Source organism: Novosphingobium sp. ES2-1 (assembly GCF_015169775.1).
In the GTDB taxonomy this organism is placed as follows: Bacteria; Pseudomonadota; Alphaproteobacteria; order Sphingomonadales; family Sphingomonadaceae; genus Novosphingobium; species Novosphingobium subterraneum.
On the sequence record NZ_CP063445.1, the window covers coordinates 534,723 to 554,047 of the forward strand.

General features: G+C 64.6%; 19 protein-coding genes. 14 read left to right on the forward strand and 5 right to left on the reverse strand.

The window, feature by feature from the left end; all coding sequences use genetic code 11:
- The first annotated feature begins 18 nt into the window (after positions 1 to 18).
- The 5 genes from IM701_RS02575 (at position 19) to IM701_RS02595 (ending at position 6,128) form a co-directional block, all read left to right on the forward strand.
- Positions 19 to 645 (forward strand): gluconate 2-dehydrogenase subunit 3 family protein, encoded by a 627-nt coding sequence (locus IM701_RS02575; RefSeq protein WP_193827694.1) that lies wholly within the window; start codon positions 19 to 21, stop codon positions 643 to 645.
- A gap of 12 nt (positions 646 to 657) precedes the next feature.
- Positions 658 to 2,337, forward strand: a complete 1,680-nt coding sequence (locus tag IM701_RS02580; protein ID WP_062341924.1) for a GMC oxidoreductase — start codon at positions 658 to 660, stop codon at positions 2,335 to 2,337.
- Between the two features lie 4 nt (positions 2,338 to 2,341).
- Entirely contained in the window at positions 2,342 to 3,793 is a 1,452-nt protein-coding gene (locus tag IM701_RS02585; protein WP_193827695.1) for an MFS transporter, read from the forward strand.
- Positions 3,794 to 3,855: 62 nt separating this feature from the next.
- Positions 3,856 to 4,443 (forward strand): HD domain-containing protein, encoded by a 588-nt coding sequence (locus IM701_RS02590; RefSeq protein WP_193827696.1) that lies wholly within the window; start codon positions 3,856 to 3,858, stop codon positions 4,441 to 4,443.
- Between the two features lie 101 nt (positions 4,444 to 4,544).
- Positions 4,545 to 6,128 (forward strand): fatty acid--CoA ligase, encoded by a 1,584-nt coding sequence (locus IM701_RS02595; RefSeq protein ID WP_193827697.1) that lies wholly within the window; start codon positions 4,545 to 4,547, stop codon positions 6,126 to 6,128.
- Positions 6,129 to 6,189: 61 nt separating this feature from the next.
- Here the strand turns inward: IM701_RS02595 and IM701_RS02600 are convergent, their stop codons facing one another.
- Positions 6,190 to 6,846 carry an alpha/beta hydrolase gene (locus tag IM701_RS02600; RefSeq protein WP_039337923.1) on the reverse strand — a complete coding sequence of 219 codons (657 nt, stop codon included), beginning with the start codon at positions 6,844 to 6,846 and terminating at the stop codon, positions 6,190 to 6,192.
- A gap of 126 nt (positions 6,847 to 6,972) precedes the next feature.
- Here IM701_RS02600 and IM701_RS02605 point away from each other — a divergent pair, with 126 nt between their 5' ends.
- The 6 genes from IM701_RS02605 (at position 6,973) to IM701_RS02630 (ending at position 14,164) form a co-directional block, all read left to right on the forward strand.
- Positions 6,973 to 8,028 (forward strand): cysteine desulfurase family protein, encoded by a 1,056-nt coding sequence (locus IM701_RS02605; RefSeq protein ID WP_193827698.1) that lies wholly within the window; start codon positions 6,973 to 6,975, stop codon positions 8,026 to 8,028.
- Positions 8,025 to 9,107, forward strand: coding sequence for a cysteine desulfurase family protein (locus IM701_RS02610; RefSeq protein ID WP_193827699.1), 1,083 nt, complete (start codon positions 8,025 to 8,027; stop codon positions 9,105 to 9,107). Before IM701_RS02605 ends, IM701_RS02610 begins: the two co-directional genes overlap by 4 nt.
- Before the next feature lie 2 nt (positions 9,108 to 9,109).
- The gene (locus IM701_RS02615; RefSeq protein ID WP_193827700.1) at positions 9,110 to 9,442 is read left to right on the forward strand and encodes a 2Fe-2S iron-sulfur cluster-binding protein; all 333 of its coding nucleotides are present in this window, start codon (positions 9,110 to 9,112) and stop codon (positions 9,440 to 9,442) included.
- A 34-nt stretch (positions 9,443 to 9,476) separates the two neighbouring features.
- Positions 9,477 to 10,652 carry a mechanosensitive ion channel family protein gene (locus IM701_RS02620; RefSeq protein ID WP_193827701.1) on the forward strand — a complete coding sequence of 392 codons (1,176 nt, stop codon included), beginning with the start codon at positions 9,477 to 9,479 and terminating at the stop codon, positions 10,650 to 10,652.
- Between the two features lie 88 nt (positions 10,653 to 10,740).
- A complete protein-coding gene (locus IM701_RS02625; RefSeq protein WP_193827702.1) occupies positions 10,741 to 11,898 on the forward strand; it encodes an iron-containing alcohol dehydrogenase in 1,158 nt (385 codons plus the stop codon).
- Between the two features lie 136 nt (positions 11,899 to 12,034).
- A complete protein-coding gene (locus tag IM701_RS02630) occupies positions 12,035 to 14,164 on the forward strand; it encodes a malate synthase G (RefSeq protein ID WP_193827703.1) in 2,130 nt (709 codons plus the stop codon).
- Positions 14,165 to 14,195: 31 nt separating this feature from the next.
- Here IM701_RS02630 and rsmA read toward each other — a convergent pair whose 3' ends face one another.
- From rsmA to IM701_RS02645, 3 genes are read right to left on the reverse strand one after another with little or no spacing between them, the layout of a single operon-like run.
- Complete coding sequence (rsmA, locus tag IM701_RS02635) at positions 14,196 to 15,017, reverse strand: 16S rRNA (adenine(1518)-N(6)/adenine(1519)-N(6))-dimethyltransferase RsmA (RefSeq protein WP_039337953.1); 822 nt, start codon at positions 15,015 to 15,017, stop codon at positions 14,196 to 14,198.
- Positions 15,014 to 16,015 carry a 4-hydroxythreonine-4-phosphate dehydrogenase PdxA gene (gene pdxA, locus IM701_RS02640; RefSeq protein WP_193827704.1) on the reverse strand — a complete coding sequence of 334 codons (1,002 nt, stop codon included), beginning with the start codon at positions 16,013 to 16,015 and terminating at the stop codon, positions 15,014 to 15,016. Before pdxA ends, rsmA begins: the two co-directional genes overlap by 4 nt.
- A 10-nt stretch (positions 16,016 to 16,025) precedes the next feature.
- Positions 16,026 to 16,715, reverse strand: coding sequence for an HAD-IA family hydrolase (locus tag IM701_RS02645; protein WP_193827705.1), 690 nt, complete (start codon positions 16,713 to 16,715; stop codon positions 16,026 to 16,028).
- A 61-nt stretch (positions 16,716 to 16,776) separates the two neighbouring features.
- Here IM701_RS02645 and glmU point away from each other — a divergent pair, with 61 nt between their 5' ends.
- Complete coding sequence (glmU, locus tag IM701_RS02650) at positions 16,777 to 18,138, forward strand: bifunctional UDP-N-acetylglucosamine diphosphorylase/glucosamine-1-phosphate N-acetyltransferase GlmU (RefSeq protein WP_193827706.1); 1,362 nt, start codon at positions 16,777 to 16,779, stop codon at positions 18,136 to 18,138.
- A gap of 27 nt (positions 18,139 to 18,165) precedes the next feature.
- Here the strand turns inward: glmU and IM701_RS02655 are convergent, their stop codons facing one another.
- On the reverse strand, positions 18,166 to 18,582 hold the full coding sequence (locus IM701_RS02655) for a DUF3597 domain-containing protein (RefSeq protein ID WP_193827707.1): 417 nt from the start codon (positions 18,580 to 18,582) through the stop codon (positions 18,166 to 18,168).
- A gap of 98 nt (positions 18,583 to 18,680) precedes the next feature.
- On the opposite strand from IM701_RS02655, the gene IM701_RS02660 reads away from it, so the two are divergent.
- The gene (locus IM701_RS02660; protein WP_039337931.1) at positions 18,681 to 18,929 is read left to right on the forward strand and encodes a ribbon-helix-helix protein, CopG family; all 249 of its coding nucleotides are present in this window, start codon (positions 18,681 to 18,683) and stop codon (positions 18,927 to 18,929) included.
- Between the two features lie 2 nt (positions 18,930 to 18,931).
- Positions 18,932 to 19,297: a type II toxin-antitoxin system VapC family toxin gene (locus IM701_RS02665; RefSeq protein WP_039337932.1), complete on the forward strand. Its 366-nt coding sequence runs from the start codon at positions 18,932 to 18,934 to the stop codon at positions 19,295 to 19,297.
- Positions 19,298 to 19,325: the final 28 nt, after the last annotated feature.

Here is a 19,325-nt window from a genome sequence, read left to right on the forward strand (position 1 = left end):
CGGGAGAGTCTTCGGTTGATGCAGAATGATCCGCAGCGCGGCTGGAATCGCCGCGAATTCGTCAGCGCCTCTGCGCTGATCGCCTTGGCGCTAGGCGTGCCCGCCGCCGCCGTGAGCCTGACCCGACTCGAATCGGAGGAAGCGCCGAGCGATGGGCAGCGCCTCATGATGAAGGAGGTCAGCCAGTTGGTGATCCCGCGTTCGGCAACCCCCGGTGCGGGTGACGTTGGCGCAGGCGATTTTGCGATTCTTGCGCTCGCCCACGGGCTTGATGGCTCGCGTTCGCCGCTCAAGGACCCTACCGCTTATGCCCGGTTTGCGCGCAACGACGGCTCGATACGGCACGTTGCCTGGCTCGAGAAGGAGCTCGACGGACGGACTGGCGGCAGTTTCCTGAAGGCGCCGGCAGCGCAACGCCTTGCCGCAGTGAAGGCGGTGGATGCCGAAGCCTTCGCCAGCCGCGAGAGCGAGAGCCCGTGGAAGGCCATCAAGGGCCTGATCCTGACGGGGTATTACACCAGCGAAGTCGGTGGCGCGCAGGAGCTGCGCTACGAGCCGGTCCCTGGCCGTTTCGATCCCGACCTGCCGCTGACGCCCGATTTCAGGGCGATTTCCAACGACTGGACCGCGGTCGACTTCGGATAAGGACTGACTGACATGCAATTCGACGCGATCGTGGTCGGCTCCGGTATCACCGGCGGCTGGGCGGCCAAGGAACTGACGCAGGCCGGCCTCAAGGTCCTGATGATCGAGCGTGGGCGCGAAATCGTCCACGGCGAGTACGAGACCGAGAACAAGGCCCCTTGGGAAATGCCGTTCCGCGGCCTGGGCGATGCGGCGCTCTATGCCCGCGAATACCAGGTCCAGATGAAGAACCGGCACTTCAACGAGTTCACCCAGGGGCACTTCGTCAACGACAAGGAAAACCCGTACTCGACCGGTTCGGATACCGATTTCACGTGGTTCCGCTCCTATCAGTTGGGCGGTCGCTCGCTCACCTGGGGGCGGCAGTCGTATCGCTGGTCCGATTACGATTTCGGCGCCAACAAGCGCGATGGCCATGGCACCGACTGGCCGATTCGCTATGCCGATCTGGCGCCATGGTATGACAAGGTCGAGGAATTCATCGGCGTTTCGGGCAGCCCGGAAGGCCTGCCCCAGTTGCCCGATGGCAAGTTCCAGCCCGGCATGAAGCTCAACGTGGTCGAAGAGCACGTGCGCAAGGTCGTGGCTGACAAGTTCGGCCGCTGCCTGACCATCGGTCGCACCGCGAACATGACCGTCGCCAAGCCCGAAGAGGGCCGCTCGGAATGTCAGAACCGCTCGATCTGTACGCGCGGTTGCTCGTTCGGGGCCTACTTCTCGACGCAGTCGAGCACGCTTCCGGCAGCGAAGGCCACCGGCAACCTGACCGTGGTGACCGATGCCATCGTTGAAGGCGTGGACTACGATCCGAAGACGAAGCGCGTGACTGGCGTGCGCTATGTCAACACGAAGGACGGGACGCGGGGGGCTGCCACGGCGCGACTGGTGTTCCTCAATGCAGGCGCATTCAACTCGGTCCACCTCCTGCTCAATTCGCGCAGCGAGGCGATGCCGACTGGCCTTGGCAATTCCAGCGGCGTGCTCGGCACCCAGATCATGGATCACGCCAACACGCTTTCGACGATCGCGCTTTTCCCGCAGTTCAACGATCGCACCACGTTCGGCAACCGGCCGACCGGGGCGATCATCGCGCGCTATCGCAACATGGATGCGATGGATGGCGAGGGCCATACCCGCGGCTTCTCGTTCCAGGGCGGCGCGCTGCAGAGCAACTGGGGTGCGGGCAAGCGCGAGGCCGGAATCGGGGCGGAACTGAAGGACAAGCTGCACCAGCCCGGCATGTGGCGCATGGTGCTGGTCGCTTTTGCCGACTGCGTGCCGCGCGACAGCAACCGCCTTACTCTGGACCGGACCAGGACCGACCGCTTCGGCATTCCGCAGCTTCACGTCGATTTCGCCTTCGGCAAGGAAGAGCAGGCCGCATTGGCGCAGGCCAAGGCCGATGCCGCCGAAATGATGACCGCGGCGGGCGGCACCGTGATCATGGGCCTCGACAAGCCGGGGCCGGGCGGCACGGCGATCCACGAAATGGGCGGGGCGCGCATGGGCCTCGATCCGAAGACCTCGGTGCTCAACAAGTGGAGCCAGGCGCACGACATCCCGAACCTGTTCGTGACCGACGGCGCGCAGATGGCATCGTCGGCCTGCCAGAACCCATCGCTGACCTACATGGCGCTGACAGCGCGGGCCTGCGATGCGGCGGTGAAGATGCTCCGCGAAGGCGTGATCTGAGGAGATGGCCCAGACTATCGCCGGCATGACCGAGAGGCAGAAGAGCCTCGCATTCTTCACGCTGATCACCGCGCTGGTGCTCGAGATCGTCGACGTCACGATCATCAACACCGCGCTCCCGGCCATGCAGGCTGACTTCGCTGCTCGCGGGCAGGACCTTGGCGGCAGCGCGGCGCAGTGGATCGCGGCGGGCTATTCGCTGGCGTTCGGCTTGCTGCTGATCCTCGGCGGGCGGCTGGGTGACCTGTTTGGCGGGCGGGCGATGTTCCTGACCGGCGTTGCAGGCTTCACGCTGGCCTCGCTGCTGTGTGGCGCGGCGGCCGATCCGCATTTCCTGATTGCTGCGCGTGTTCTGCAGGGCGCGGCGGGCGCGATCATGGCGCCGCAGGTCATGGCGGTGATCCAGATCCTCTACGATCCGGTCGAGCGCATCGGGCGGCTGGCGTGGTTCGGCGTGATCGGCGGGCTTGCCGGGATCGCCGGGCCGATTATCGGCGGGCTGCTGATCTCGGCAGACATCGCAGGTCTCGGCTGGCGCACGGTTTTCCTGATCAACCTGCCCATCGGCATCGCAGCGTTCACGGCCGGGTGGCGCTATCTGCCCCGCGAGATCGCGCACAAGGGCGCCAAGATCGACGTTATCGGCACGCTCGCGTTCGGAGCGGCGCTGGCGGCCATGCTGTTCCCGCTGGTGCGGGGTGAGCATGCCGGGCTGGATGCGGCAAGCCTCGCGCTGCTGGCGGCATCGCCGCTGCTGATGTGGGCGGCGTGGGCCGGGCTCAACCGCCGCGCCAGGGCTGGCAAACCGGTGATCTTCGATCCGGAACTGCTGCACAACGGCCTGTTCCGGACAGGCGCGCTAATCGGGCTGATCTTTTCGGCCGCGAATACCGGCTTCCTGTTCGTGTTCGCTCATGCGGTGCAATCGCGGCTCGGCTATTCGCCCCTGCAGACGGGCCTTGTCCACATCCCTTTCAGTGCTGGCGTCATGCTCGGCATGGGTTTCCTCGGGCGGCGCTACCTCGCGAGGATGGGCAAGTGGGTGCTGGTTTCTGCGGCGCTGGCTCTGGTTGTGGCCGATACAGCCACCCTTTCCTGGATCGCCTGGGGTGGCCCCGGTCTGCCGCTGTTGCTCCCGGCGCTTCTGCTGGCGGGGGTGGGGATGGGCTGCCTTTCGGGCCCGGTCTCGCCGGTGGCGCTGGCTCGGGTCGACCGCCGCCACGCCGGGGCTGCAAGCGGCATTCTCAAGACCGTGCTGCAGATGGGCAGCGCGTTCGGCATTGCGCTGGTCGGCAGCGCCTATTTCGCGCTGGGCGGACCGGAACTGGCGATGGGCAGCAGCGGCGTCTATGCAGCGCTTGCCGTCATCCTCGTGCTGTTGGTCGGTTGCCTTGCCCTTGCGCTGTTGCTGCCTGACCAGATATTTGCGCCCGAGGCCTCTTCCCAAGCGGCATAATCGCGATACTCTCATGTGAAACCAGATGCGCCGACAGCGCGCACGGGGAGAGGATTCGCACGATGGAAGATCTGCCCACTGCCAAGTTTCACACCATGACCGAAGGCACCCAGGAAGACTGGGACGCGATCATGACCCACATGCGGCCCTTTGCGCAGAGCGGCGGCGCGCGCGTGCTCGATCACTTGCGGCTGCTGGAGGGCGATTGCGGGGGCTTTGCCGTCGATCGGCTGACCCATTGCCTGCAGACCGCGACCCGCGCCCACCGCGACGGGCGGGACGAGGCTTACGTGGTGATGGCCCTGCTGCACGACATTGGCGACACGCTTGGCGCTTTCAACCACCCGGACGTTGCCGCTGCGATCCTCAAGCCGTTCGTTTCGGAAGAGTTGCTGTGGATCGTGCAGCACCACGGCATTTTCCAGGGCTACAACTTCTTCCACTTCATCGGCCTCGATCGCAACATGCGCGACAAGTTCGCCGGTCACCCTTATGCCGCGGCGACGGCCGAGTTCATCGAGAAGTACGATTGCCCGGCGTTCGACCCGAACTATGACACCTTGCCGCTCGAGTTCTTCGAACCGATGGTCATGCGCCTCTTCGAACGGCCTTTGAACAGCGTGTACAAGAAAGCCATGGCGGAAGCCTGAGGCGGCCAGAAGCAAGGCGATACACTCTGTCACGATTGGTGGGCTTGCACCTTGCCTTAATTGCGTGATTAACTGCGCAAAATTGCTTGGGAGAGCAACACATGGCCGACGCCGCCGTGAAGCCGACGACAGCAGAGCGCACTGCCGACCTGTTCACCTTCGACGAATTCGTTCGGTTCTGGGCAGCCGATCGACCGCAAGGCCTCGCGCTCGACGGACCGGACCGCACGCTGACCTATCGCAGCCTTGACACCACGACGGCACAGGTGGTCGCGGGCCTTGTCGACCTTGGCATCGGCAAGGGAGACCGGATTGCCTGGTTCGGCAAGAACAGCACACTCTATTTCACGTTGTTCTTCGCTGCTGCCCGCCTCGGCGCGGTCATGGTTCCGATCGGCTGGCGTCTGGCCCCGGCAGAAGCGACGTGGATTGCCAGCGATGCGCAGGCGAAAGCCGTGTTCCTCGGGGCCGGGTTCGAAGGACTGGCTGCGACATTTTCCGCGCTCCCTGCCGTGCGCATGGCGCTGACGCAGGATGCGGCGTGGCGCTGGATCGATGCGCAGCAGCCAATCGCCCATGAGGCCGCCGGGCCGGATGATGCGGTGCTGCAGCTCTATACCTCCGGCACGACCGGCAACCCCAAGGGAGCGGTGCTTTCAAATCGTAACCTGTTCGGCTTGCGCAAGCAATCGCTGGGGCAGGATCAGCCCTATACGCAGATGACGGACGACGAAGCGATCCTCGTCGCCATGCCGTGCGCCCACATCGGCGGCACCGGCCTTGGCGTCATGGCCATGGGGGCGGGATTGCCGGGCATCATCCTTGCCGAGTTCGAGCCGCGCGCGGTGTTCGATGCGGTGGAGCAAAAGGGCGTCACGCGCTTCTTCATCGTGCCCGCTGCACTTCAGATGCTTCTCAATCACCCCGATTGCGCCAGCGTGGACTTTGCCCGCGTGAAGTACATCATCTATGGCGCATCACCCATCCCGCTGGTCTTGCTCCGAGAATGCATCGCCATGTTCAAGGCCGAGTTCATCCAGGCCTATGGCATGACCGAGACGACCGGCACGATCTGCATGCTCCCGCCCGAGGACCACTGCGTCGAGGGAAATCAGCGCATGCGGTCTGCCGGTAAGCCGCTGCCTGGTGTCGAAGTCCGCGTGGTCGGCGAAAACGGCGAGGCGTTGGGGCCGAACGAGATTGGCGAGATCCAGACGCGCTCGTCAAACAACATGCTGGGGTACTGGAACCTGCCAGAGGCCACCGCGAAGACGATGACCCCCGACGGCTGGATTGCCACCGGCGACGCCGGTTACCTTGACGAGGACGGCTACGTCTACATGCACGACCGGATCAAGGACATGATCATTTCGGGCGGCGAGAATGTCTATCCGGCGCAAGTCGAAAGCGCGATCTATGGCCATCCCGATGTGCTGGAAGTGGCGGTGATCGGCGTGCCCGATGCGACATGGGGCGAAGCCGTGAAGGCGGTGTGCGTGCCAAAGCCGGGCCACGTGATCGATCCGCAATCGATCATCGACTGGACGCGGGAGCGCCTGGCCGGGTTCAAGGTGCCCAAGTCGGTCGATGTGATCGAGGCGCTGCCGCGCAATCCTTCAGGCAAGATCCTGCGTCGCACCTTGCGTGAGCCCTACTGGGCTGGCTTCGAACGCCAGGTGAATTGACAGGGTACTGGCCGATCAGGGGGCCGGCTGGGCGGCATTCCTACCAGCCGGCTCCAATGCATCAGCGGATCGGGCAATCCGGCGAGAGGCGCATGTCGAGGTAGTTGTCGACCGCGCGCATCATGTCATCCATCTCGTTCTCGAAGAAGTGGTTGGCACGCGGGATTTCGTCGTGATGGATGGTGATGTGCTTCTGCGTGCGCAGCTTGTCGACCAGCTTCTGCACCGCGTTGGGCGTAACAACCGTATCCGCCGTGCCCTGCACGATGATGCCCGAGGCGGGGCATGGGGCAAGGAAGCTGAAATCGTACATGTTGGCGGGCGGCGCCACCGAGATGAAGCCGCGGATCTCAGGGCGGCGCATCAGCAACTGCATGCCGATCAGCGCGCCGAACGAATAGCCTGCGATCCAGGTGGTGCTGGCTTCGGGGTGGATCGACTGGACCCAATCGAGCGCGGCTGCGGCGTCGCTGAGTTCACCGATGCCGTTGTCAAAACTGCCTTGGCTGCGGCCGACGCCACGGAAGTTGAAGCGCAGCGTGGCAAAGCCGCGGGCCACGAAGGTCTTGTAGAGCGCCTGCGTGATGCGATCGTTCATCGTGCCGCCCGCCTGCGGGTGCGGGTGGAGGATCATCGCAACCGGTGCTCGGGGACGGCTGGCGGGCTGGAAACGGCCTTCGAGGCGGCCTTCGGGGCCGGGGAAAATGACTGCGGGCATTGCCTGTCCGGTAATCCTGTGGTCTGGCCCCATGCGGCACGGAATGCCGGGGCTGGGAATTAAGCTGATGGCTATATAGAAACCGAGCCTTCGAAAGCAATCTTTCCACGCATTCCGGGGCGAATCTTGCCGCTAAATTCGATCTATCTCGATCACGCCGCCACAACCCCGCTGCTGCCTGAGGCACTGGCGGCGATGGAGGAGGGCTGGCGCATCTGGGCCAACCCTTCTAGCCCCCATGCAGCGGGACGCGCGGCAAGGGCGGCGCTGGAGGATGCGCGGGCGCGGGTGAAGAAGGCGCTTGCCTGGGACGGCGAGGTGATCTTCACCAGCGGAGCAAGCGAGGCACTGGAGATTGCCGCGAAAAAAATTTCCCCGAGGAAACATAACAGGAACATCGCGAGCGCGGTAGAGCATGAGGCGGTGTTGCGTCTGACGCCAGACGCTGTTCGCCTGGCCGTCGATGCGAATGGCCTGGTCCGCATTTCCGCCCTTGAGCAGGCGCTAAAGGAGGAAGGACCGGCGCTTCTGGCAGTCCAGCAGGTCAACAGCGAAACTGGAGTGATGCAGGATCTCGCGTCGCTGGCCGCGTTGGCAAAGTCCAGCAATGCGCTGATGCTGGTCGACGCGGCGCAGGGCGCAGGCAAGCTTCCGCTGCCCGAGGCCGACATGATCGCGGTTTCGGCGCACAAGTTTGGCGGACCGGTGGGCATCGGCGCGTTGCTGGTGCGCAGTTACGGCCTGCTGCACCCCGGCGGCGGCCAGGAGCGCGGCTATCGTGCCGGGACCGAGCCGATGCCGCTGGTGCTGGGCATGGCGGCAGCGCTGGAGGCCGGGAATCAATGGTTCAAGCGCGCTTCAGGTTTGCGGGAATCGCTTGAGAAACAACTGCTTGAAATCGGGGCGGAAATTGTCGCGAAAGATTCCCCGCGCAGCCCGACGATTGCCGCCTATCGCATGCCGGGCAAATCCAGCGCGGCGCAATTGATCCGGTTCGATGGCGCAGGGATCGCCGTTTCCGCCGGGAGCGCATGTTCGTCCGGCTCTTTGAAGGCGAGCCACGTGCTGACCGCGATGGGCTATGCCCATCCGGGCGAGGTCATCCGCGTGTCCATCGGGCGCGAGACGACCGAGGCCGAGATCGCCCGCTTTGTCGAGGTGTGGAAGGAGATCCGGGGGTGATCTACCTCGATTATCAGGCGACCACGCCGCTCTCTCCTCAAGCGCGCGAGGCAATGATGCCGTGGCTGGCGGGGCCAGAGGCCATGGGATTCGCCAATCCGCATAGCCCCCACCGTGCAGGGCGTGCCGCCGCAGCCGCGGTCGAGGTTGCGCGCGAGCAGGTGGCGGCGCTGCTCCCGCCCGGCGGGCGCGTGGTCTTCACCTCGGGCGCGACCGAAGCGATCAACCTTGCTCTGGCTGGATGTGGCCGAAAGCGGCTGGCGGTCAGCGCCATTGAACACGCGGCGGTCCTGGATACGGCGCGGGTTCTTGATCCCGCTGTGGCGGTGCTGCCGGTCGATGGTGCGGGTCTGGTCGATCCCGAGGTGGCGATTCCGGCGGGAACCGGTCTTGTCGCGGTAATGCAGGCCAACAACGAGATCGGCACGATCCAGCCGATCGAAGCGCTGGCCCGGCGGGCACGCGACATGGGCGCGCTGTTCCTGTGCGATGCGGTGCAGGGGGCGGGCAAGATCGCCGCTCCGCAAGGGGCTGACCTGATCGCGGTGTCCTCGCACAAGCTCTATGGCCCGAAAGGCATCGGCGCGCTGTGGGTGCGTGATGGGGTGGAACTTGCGCCCCTGATCCATGGCGGGGGGCAGGAGGGCGGTTTGCGTTCGGGTACGCTCTCGCCAGCGCTCTGCGCGGGATTTGGCGCTGCGGCGGCCCTGTGCACAAGTCTGTCGGAAACCGACCGGCTTCATGTGGAAAAGCTGTGGGCGAAGGCCTTGTCTCTGTTCGAGGGATGGATTCTGAACGGGAGCGCCACCGAGCGCTGGTATGGCAATCTCAACCTGCGATTGCCGGGGCTGGACGTGGCGAGACTGTTGTCGGAATGCCGCACGATCGCAATTTCAGCGGGATCGGCCTGTGCCAGCGGGTCGGGCAGGCCAAGCCATGTCTTGCGCGCGCTCGGACTTTCGGACAGGGATAGCAGAACCGCGATCCGCATCGGTTTCGGACGCTATACGGGGGATGATGAACTGGAACAGGCTGCCGAGGCGATCAACGCCGCGGCGCGCGCGCAGGGAGTCTTGTAACCATGGTCAGCGTCACCTTCGTCACCGCAAAGGGTGAAAAGATCGCCGCAGAGGGCGAAGCGGGGACGCGACTTCTGGAACTGGGGCAAGCCAAGGGCATGCCGCTTGAGGGCACCTGCGAAGGCCAGATGGCCTGCTCCACCTGCCATGTGGTCATCGATGCCGACTGGTTTGCGAAACTGCCGCCCGCGGTGGATGACGAAGAGGACATGCTCGACCTAGCTGCCGGGGTGACGCGGACAAGCCGCCTGTCATGCCAGATCGAACTTACCGAGGAACTAGATGGGCTGGTCGTGCATATACCGGCCGAAGCGCGGGACATGCAGGGGCGCTAGGGAACGGATCGGCGGACCATCGCTTGAACAAGGCATGATCGTTACTCCGAAGGCCGCCGCGCTCGCTCTTCCATCCAGCCCCGACGTTCTGATTGCCGATACGACCGGCTGGATTACCGACAACTGGTTGCGCATCTCGATCGCCATCGGCATCGCGGCTGTCGTCGTTCTGGTCCTTGTCACCATCCGCAACCTCGGGCGCCGGTTCTGCCCCGAAGGCGAGGCGCTGGTCGGCTGGAAGACAATCATCGGCCGAATGGCAAGCCGCACGCGATTCTGGTTCATCGTGCTGGTCGCAGCGGAGGCGGTAGCCAGCTACGCGCAGACACCGGTCTGGCTGGACAAGACCATTCGCTTCCTCTTCACCGTCGGCCTCACCTTCCAGGCAGCGCTGTGGGTTCGGGAACTGACGATCGGCCTGATCGAACATCGCGCAGGTGAAGCACAACACGCCAACGGTGCGCTGAGTTCGGCACTCAACATCCTGAGGGCGCTGGTGACATTCCTTGTCTTCGCCATTGCCTTCGTCCTCATCCTCGGAAACCTTGGCGTCAATGTCGCCGGGCTCGTTGCGGGCCTTGGCATCGGCGGCATTGCGATCGGTCTTGCGGCTCAAGGCATCTTCTCCGACCTGTTTGCCGGCATTTCGATCCTGTTCGACCGGCCTTTCAAGGTGGGGGAAGTGATCAGCTGGGGCGGGAATACCGGAACTGTCGAGATCATCGGCATGCGCACCACCCGTATCAGGCTGGTAAGCGGAGAACTGCTGGTGGTTTCGAACAAGAACCTGCTCGACAAGGAGATCAGCAATCTTACCGTGCGCGATCACATCCGCCTGACTTTCGCGATTGGCGTTGCCTATGAAACCCCGCCTGAAACCCTGGCGCGGATTCCGGCAATGCTGAAGGCGCTGGGCGAGGCGGAAGGCGCGAAAGTGGCCCGCTCAGGCTTCGAGGCGTTCGGAGCCAGTTCGCTTGATTTCACCCTGATCCTCGACGTGCCGGGTGCTGACTGGAACGTAGCGCATCCTTTGCGCGATCGCTTGCTGGTGGCGATCATGGAGCGCTTTGCCGCCGAAGGAATCAGCATACCCTATCCCACGCAGACGACCTTTACCGCCGCGCCCGACGGTACGTTGATCATGCCCTATCCCGATGGAGCGGTGATTCCCGTCACGGCAGAGCCGCTTGGTGATGCCCGACGGAATTGAGCGGTGACCGCTCGAACGGGTGCTTTTGCCAGCTTGCCGTCCGCCGCGATTTGCGGTCGGATAGGCAGGCTTTGGCAAGAGGACAGGTATGGCGGCGATCAATCTTCCACGGATCATCAGGGTAGGGGGCGGCACACTGGCCGAATTGCCGGAAGCGCTTGCCCAGTGTGGGGTGTCCCGACCATTCATCGTGACCGACGCATTCCTGGTGAGCAGCGGGATGGTGGCGACGTTGCTCGCCGTGCTCGACAAAGCCGGCATCGATGCGATCGTGTTCGCCGATACGGTGCCCGATCCGACCGTGGCGGTGGTTGAAGCTGCGCTGGAGGCTCTGCGTGCTGCCGATTGCGATTGCGTTATCGGCTTCGGCGGCGGCAGCCCGATCGATACGGCAAAGGCCATTGCCGCACTGGCGGTGGAGCCGAGGCCGGTCCAGTCGATGAAGACTCCGGCAACGACGGACGTGCCCGGCCTGCCGATCATCGCCGTGCCTACCACGGCTGGGACCGGATCGGAGGCAACGAAGTTCACCATCGTCACCGATGAGGCCAGCAGCGAGAAAATGCTTTGCGCTGGCCTTGCTTTTCTGCCGACCGTGGCGATCGTCGATTTCGAACTGACCATGGGCAAGCCCGCGCGGCTGACAGCCGATACCGGCATCGATTCGCTTACCCATGCGATCGAGGCTTACGTCTCGAAAAAGGCCAATGCCTTCAGCGATGCTATGGCGCTTTCGGCGATGAAGCTGATCGCGCCCGCTATTCGCACTGCCTGTAACGAGCCGGGCAACCGGGCAGCGCGCGAGGCGATGATGGTGGGGGCGCATCATGCGGGGATCGCATTCTCCAACGCCAGCGTGGCGCTGGTTCATGGCATGAGCCGACCGGTGGGCGCGTTCTTTCATGTGCCGCACGGGCTTTCCAACGCCATGCTGCTGCCTGCGGTGACGGCCTTCTCCGCGCCAGCCGCGCTTGCGCGCTATGCCGATTGCGCGCGGGCGATGGGCGTCGCCAGTGCGGACGAGGGCGATCAGGCGGCGGTGGCGCGGCTGCTGGTGGAACTGGCAGCGTTGAACGCTGACCTGTCCGTGCCATCCCCGCGTTCTCACGGTATCAGCGAGGCGCGATGGTTCGAGGTGGTGCCGGAAATGGCGCGGCAGGCGCTGGCTTCGGGATCACCCGGCAACAACCCGCGCGTGCCCGATGCGGCGGAGATCGAGCGGCTCTATGCAGAGGCATTCGGCTGAGGCACGACTTTCGCATGATTGCAATGCAATGTCGGATCATGCATAGGCTTTAGCCGTTCCTCCCCAGGTTCATCGGATTCGGCTTTTCGCAAGATTTGCGGGGCGCCGCTTATGTGAGCGTATGGACATGGGTGAAATGAACGGACGTATCGAACGCAGCGGCCTGAAGGTCGACGCTAACCTCGCCAGCTTCATCGACAATGACGTGCTCGGGCCACTTGGGCTTGACGCGGGCGCATTCTGGCAGGGCTTTGCCGCGCTGGTCGGCCATTTCGCCCCGGTAAACCGCATGTTGCTGGACAAGCGCGAGGCGCTGCAGGCGCTGATCGACTCCTGGCACCACGAACGCAAGGGCAAGCCGATCGATCCTGCCGAGTATCGCGCGTTCCTGACCGAGATCGGCTATCTTGTGGCAGAGCCTGAGGATTTCGTAATCGGCACGCAGAACGTCGACCGCGAGATTGCCTGCATGGCAGGGCCGCAGCTGGTCGTGCCGGTTCTGAATGACCGGTTCGTGCTCAATGCGGCGAATGCGCGCTGGGGTAGTCTCTACGATGCCTGGTACGGCACCGACGCGCTCGATGCGGCCCCGGCCCGGCCGGGCGGCTACGACAAGGAACGCGGCGCGGCGGTGGTCCGCGCGGGCCGCGCGTTCCTTGACCTGACATTCCCGCTGGACGGCATGAGCTGGACCGAATGGGACGGGGCGAGCAGCCTGCCGTTGTGCGATGAGATGCAGTTTGCCGGCACGAAACCCGGTGGCATTCTGCTGTGCAACAACGGTTTGCATGTCGAAATCGTGCTGGACCGGACGCACCCGGTGGGCATGGATGACAAGGCGGGCATTGCGGATATCGTCATGGAAGCGGCGCTGACCAGCATTGTCGACCTCGAGGATTCGGTCGCTGCAGTCGACGCCGAAGACAAGCTGCTGGCCTATCGCAACTGGCTCGGCCTGATGCGCGGCGATCTCGAGGCGAGATTCAGCAAGGGCGGCAAGACCATGACCCGCGCGCTTGAGCCGGACCGCGTGTGGACTTCGGCCAAGGGTGAGGCGATCACGCTGCCGGGGCGCAGCCTGCTGTTCGTGCGCAATGTCGGCCACCTGATGACCAATCCGGCGATCCTGCTCCAGGACGGCAGCGAGATACCGGAAGGCATCATGGACGCTGTGATCACGTCGGCGATTGGCATGCACGACCTCAAGGAGCTGGGCCGCCACCGCAACAGCCGCACCGGCAGCATCTATATCGTCAAGCCCAAGATGCACGGGCCTGAAGAAGTCGCCTTCACCAATGACCTGTTCAACGCGGTCGAGGACCTGCTCGGGCTGGAACGCCACACCGTGAAGGTTGGCGTGATGGACGAGGAGCGCCGCACGTCTGCCAACCTCGCTGCCTGCATCGAAAAGGTGCGCGACCGGATCGTGTTCATCAACACCGGCTTCCTCGACCGTACCGGCGACGAAATCCACACCTCGATGCAGGCGGGGGCGATGATCCGGAAAGGGGCCATCAAGGGATCTGGCTGGATCGCGGCTTACGAAAAGCGCAACGTCTGCATCGGTCTGGCCCACGGGCTTTCGGGCAAGGCGCAGATCGGCAAGGGCATGTGGGCCGCGCCCGACATGATGCACGACATGATGCAACAGAAGATCGCGCATCCCCGCACCGGGGCGAACACGGCCTGGGTGCCTTCGCCCACGGCGGCAACGCTGCACGCGATGCACTATCATCAGGTCGATGTGTTCGGGGTTCAGCGCGACGTTGCGCAGGAAGCGACACCGGGTCTGGACGCGCTTCTCGCCATTCCGCTGGCCGATGGTGCCAACTGGTCGGAAGAGGAAGTGCGCGAGGAACTGGACAACAACGCGCAAGGCCTGCTGGGCTATGTCGTGCGCTGGATCGATCAGGGCGTCGGCTGCTCCAAGGTGCCGGACATCAATGACATCGGGCTGATGGAGGACCGCGCGACCTTGCGGATTTCCAGCCAGCACATGGCCAACTGGCTGCTGCACGGCGTGGCCACCAACGAACAAGTCATGGACAGCCTAAAGCGCATGGCAGCCAAGGTCGACGCGCAGAACGCGGGCGATCCGCTCTACGAGCCGATGGCCGGAAACTGGGAAGAAAGCTTTGCCTTCCGTGCGGCCTGCGATCTGGTGTTCAACGGGGTGGAGCAGCCCAACGGCTATACCGAGCCTTTGTTGCATGCATGGCGCCTGAAGAAGAAGGCCGCTTTGGCGAAGGTCGCCGAGCCGGCCTGAACTTGAAGGGGGCGGGCCTGCGGGTCCGCCCTTACTTCGTCAGCACGCGGGCGATGGAGACGAATTCCTCCACGCTCAACGTCTCGGCCCGGCGCTGTGCGTCGATGCCGAGCGCTTCGAGCGCGTCCAGCGCGCCGGGCAGGCCCTTCAGGGACTGGCGCAACATCTTGCGGCGCTGGCCGAAGGCGGCTTCCGTCACGCGCTCCAGCATGCGGGCGGAGACGCCTTCGGGCATCGTGCCGGGCTCGACATGGACGATCGCCGACATGACCTTGGGCGGCGGAGTGAAGGCACTGCGGTGAACCTTCATCGCTATGCGCGGGGACGCGCGCCACTGTGCCAGTACGGCAAGGCGGCCATAGGCATCCGTGCCGGGCGCGGCGACGATGCGCTCTGCCACTTCCAGCTGGAACATCAGCGTCAACGATTTCCACTGCGGCGGCCAGTCTTGCCCGGATAGCCAGCCGGTGAACAGCTGCGTGCCGACGTTGTAGGGCAGGTTCGCCGCGACGTGCCACGGACCTTCAAACAGCGTTGCCGGATCGATCCTTGTGGCATCGCCCTGAATCACGGTCAGCTGGCCGGGAAAGGCATCGGACAGTTCGGCAAGCGCAGGCATGCAGCGCTTGTCCATTTCGATCGCGGTGACGTTTGCGCCTGCACGCAGCAGGGCGCGGGTCAGGCCGCCGGGGCCGGGACCGACTTCGAGAACATTCTCGCCCTTGAGCTTGCCCGGGACGCGCGCGATGCGATCTAGCAACTGCTCGTCGAACAGGAAGTTCTGGCCGAGCGCCTTGGTGGCGAAGAGGCCGTGGCGATTGATGACGTCGCGTAGAGGGGGGAGGTCGGTCATGCCGAAGCCCTCCGCGCGGCACATTCGCCCGCCATGCGCAGCGCTGCGATAGTGGGGCCGACGCGCGCCTTGCCGGTGCCGGCGATGGCGAAGGCGGTGCCGTGATCCGGCGAGGTGCGGATGATCGGCAGGCCGAGCGTCACGTTCACGCCAGCATCGAAATCCAGCGCCTTCATCGGGATCAGCGCCTGATCGTGGTACATGCAGATGGCCACGTCATAGCCCTCGCGCGCTTCGGCGTGGAACATGGTATCCGGCGGGAGCGGTCCGAAGGCGTCGATCCCGGCGTCACGAAGCATGGCCACGGCGGGAGCGACGACCTGCGTGTCCTCATGGCCCATGCGCCCGTCCTCGCCCGCGTGGGGGTTTAGCCCGGCGACCGCGAGGCGCGGGGCGGTGAGGCCGTAGTCGCGCGTCAGGGCCGCAGCGGTGATCGCGGCGCGGGTGCGGATCAGTTCGGCGGTGAGCATGTCGGGCACCAGCCGCAGCGCCACATGGACGGTGATCGGCACGACCTTGAGGCTTGGCCCGGCGAGCATCATCACCGCGTTCTCGGCCGTCACGCCGCATGCTTGCGCCACGAATTCAGTCTGCCCCGGGTGATCGAAACCGACCCTTGCCAAGCGGCTCTTGGCGATGGGGCCAGTGACCAGCGCCGATGCCGCGCCTGAACGGACGAGGCCGGTGGCAGTGGCAAGCGCATTCAGGGCAAGGCTGGCGCCCGCGTCGTCAGGCTCGCCCGGAGTGTAGCGCAGATCGGCAAGGTCCAGCACCGGCAGCGCGCCGCCAAAGCATTCCGCCACTTCATCGGGTGCCTTGACCGTGCAGACCGGCACCAAGATGCCACGCCGTCGCGCCGCTTCCTCGACAACGCGGGCCGAGCCGACGACGAAGAACGGGGGCAAGCCTTCGCTATCGCGCAACGCCCACGCGGCGGCGGCAAGTTCCGGGCCGACGCCTGCCGGATCGCCGATGGTAAGGGCTAGGGGAGCGGTCATCCGGGAAAGCCTAGACGCTCTGCGCAACGCTGGCGAGACGCTCCAGCGTCGGCACCAGCTCATCGTAATGATCGATCACTGCGTCCGCGCCGAGGTCATCTGCCGGAAGGTCGTTAAAGCCGAAGCGGACGGCGACGACCGGCATTTGCGCGGCCTTGGCGGCGCCCACGTCGAAGGTGGTATCGCCGACGAAAGCTGCAGGGCCTCCGCCACAGCGCGCGACCATTTCGTGCAGCATGTCGGGCTTGGGCTTCGACCGATGGCGACCCAGCGTATCGCCGCCGATCACGCAGGCGAAGCGGTGGAGCAGGCCCAGTTCCTCGAATAGCCTGACCGCCAGGCCTTCAGCCTTGTTGGTGGCGATGGCGATCTTCACGCCGCGCGCGTCGAGTTCGTCCATCATCGCTGCGCCACCGGGAAAAAGTTCGGTGTGGTGGGCGATGTTGTGGCCGTAGAATTCAATCAGGCTCGCCTGCAGGCCGGGGAAGGCGTCCTCGTCCACTCCGCCCGATTCCGTCAGCGCCGAACGCAGCATCTGCGCCGCGCCGCCGCCGATGTGGCGCTTCGTCTCTTCCAGCGGCACAGGTGGCCTGCCTGCGAGGGCCAGCGCGTGATTCAGCGCGACGCCAAGGTCGCGGCTGGTATCGAGCAGCGTGCCGTCGAGATCGAATCCGACGATTGCATAAGGAAAATCCGCCATGGTGCGCCCAAGTGGCGCGCTGTTCTGGAAAGCGCAAGATTTGTCTGGCAAGGGTGCGGCCATGACTGAACAGACCCCCCTCGCCATTATCGTCCTCGCCGCCGGAAAAGGCACCCGCATGAAGAGCGACCTGCACAAGGTGCTGCATCCGATCGCGGGCAGGCCGATGGTAGGGCACCTGATGGCGAGCGCTGCGGAGCTCTCGCCGCAGCGTCAGGTGGTGGTGGCAGGGCACGGGCGCGAGCAGCTGGAAAAGGCGCTCGGCGGATCTGCGACGATTGCCGTGCAGGACCCGCAGCTGGGCACCGCGCACGCCGTGCAGCAGGCCGAGGGCGCGCTCGCCGGTTTTGAGGGCGATGTGCTGATTCTCTATGGCGACGTGCCGTTTGTGCGCGCCGAGACGATGCGGGCGATGATCGCGCGATTGCATGAAAATGATGCGCCAGCCGCGGTCGTGCTGGGCTTCGCGCCCGCCGATACCCTGCAATACGGACGCGTGATTGCTGAAGATGGGCGGATCGTGAAGATGGTCGAGCACAAGGACGCGACCGACGAGGAGCGTGCCTGCCGCGTGTGCAATTCGGGCCTCATGGCGGTGCGCAGCGCGGACCTGTTCGGCCTGCTCGCCCGCGTCGGCAACGACAATGCCCAAGGCGAATACTACCTGCCCGACGTGGTCAACATCGCGATTGCCGATGGCCGGACTTGTGCCGTGGTCGTCACCGACGATGCCGATGAAGTGGCCGGGATCAACAGCCGCGCGGAGCTTGCCGAAGCCGAAGGCCGCTGGCAGCTGCGCCGCCGGGCGCAGGCCATGGCCGATGGCGCAACGCTGATTGCGCCCGAAACCGTGTGGTTTTCGTGGGACACCGTGCTTGGCCGCGATGTGACGGTAGAGCCCAACGTGTTCTTCGGCCCCGGCGTGACCGTGGCCGATGGCGTGACGATCCACGCCTTTTGCCATCTCGAAGGCGCGACGCTCTCGCCCGGCGTCCACATCGGTCCCTATGCCCGCCTGCGGCCTGGTGCGAAGCTGGAGGAGGACGTCAAGGTCGGCAACTTTGTCGAGGTCAAGAATACGGTCATGCACCGCGGCGCCAAGGCCAGCCACCTCACCTACCTCGGCGATGCCGAAGTGGGTGCCGAGGCGAACATCGGCGCAGGCACGATCACCTGCAACTATGACGGCTACTTCAAGTACAAGACCACTATCGGCGAGCGTGCCTTCATCGGCTCGAACTCGGCGCTGATCGCCCCCGTGAAGATCGGCGCGGACGCCATCGTCGCGGCAGGCAGCGCAGTGTCACGTGACGTGGCTGACGGCGAGTTGAGGATGGTGCGGGCCGAACAGCTGGTGAAACCGGGCTGGGCCGACCGCTTCCACGATGCGATGAAGAAGAAGAAGGCCGAAAAGCGGGGGTAAGGGACGCGCCCTTACCCTCACGCACATTCAATCCAGCATCGCCGCCGGCACCTTGCCGCCGTTCTGCGCCAGCTTGCGCATGGTTGCCTTGTGGAGCCAGATGTTCATTTCGGCCGAACCGTCGAGCGCGCCGGTGTAGCCGAGTTCCTGGGCGAGTTCCTTGCGGTTGGCGAGGCTGGAATCGATGCCGAGCAGCTTCATCAGGTCGACGATCGAGCTGCGCCAGTTGAGGTCCTTGCCCTGCGCCATTTCGGCAAGATTGGCTTCGACGTCAAACTGCGAAAGGGGGGCTGCGGTTGCCGTTGGTGCGGGCGCCGGCGCCGGCGTCGATGGCGAAGGGGCAGCAGGGGTTGCGGTGGGCGCGGGTTTTGGCGTCTGGCCGGTCTGGGTCGGGCGCGTGCCCTTCCACGAGATGGCGTCCATGATCTTGCTGAAAATGCTCATCGGGTGCTCCTGCGATGGGTTTCCACAGGCAACCGGCGAGGGCAGGGATGCGTTCCTCAGGACTTGACGATAGCACGATATCATATCATGATATCACCATGACTCGTATCCTCGCCGATATCCCGGATGAAGACATTGCCGCGCTTGATGCGCGTGCCAGCGAACAGGGCAAGTCGCGGGCCGCGCTCGTGCGCGAGGCGGTGAAGCTTTTTCTCGTGCAGAGCGATACGAGCAACGACTGGATTGACCGCTATGCCGGGTTGTGGGCCCATCGCACCGATATCGGCGACAGCGTCGAATATCAGCGCGCCATGCGCGAGGATCGCCGACCTTACGAAGACATCTGACCGTGTCGGCACCGTTTTTCGACACCAACATCGTGATCGACTGGCTGCGGCGGATGCCCCATGCCACGCAGGAGATCGCGCGATATCGCAGCCACCGCATCAGCAGGATCGTGTGGACCGAAGTGATGGCCGGTGAAGCACTGGAAAGGCGCGATCTGGTGCGTGAAGCCTTGAGCCATTTCGATTGCGTGGAAATCGATGCGCGGATCGCCACTGCAGCAGCCGATATCCGCTATCGCAGCCGGATGAAGCTGATGGATGCCTATATCCTGGCTACTGCACAGGTTAACGGGGCCATTCTGATTACACGAAATACCAAGGATTTTCCGGCAACCATGCCCGGCATCCGCGTGCCCTATACGCTCTAAGCGCCACAACACTCTAAACGAAAGCCCA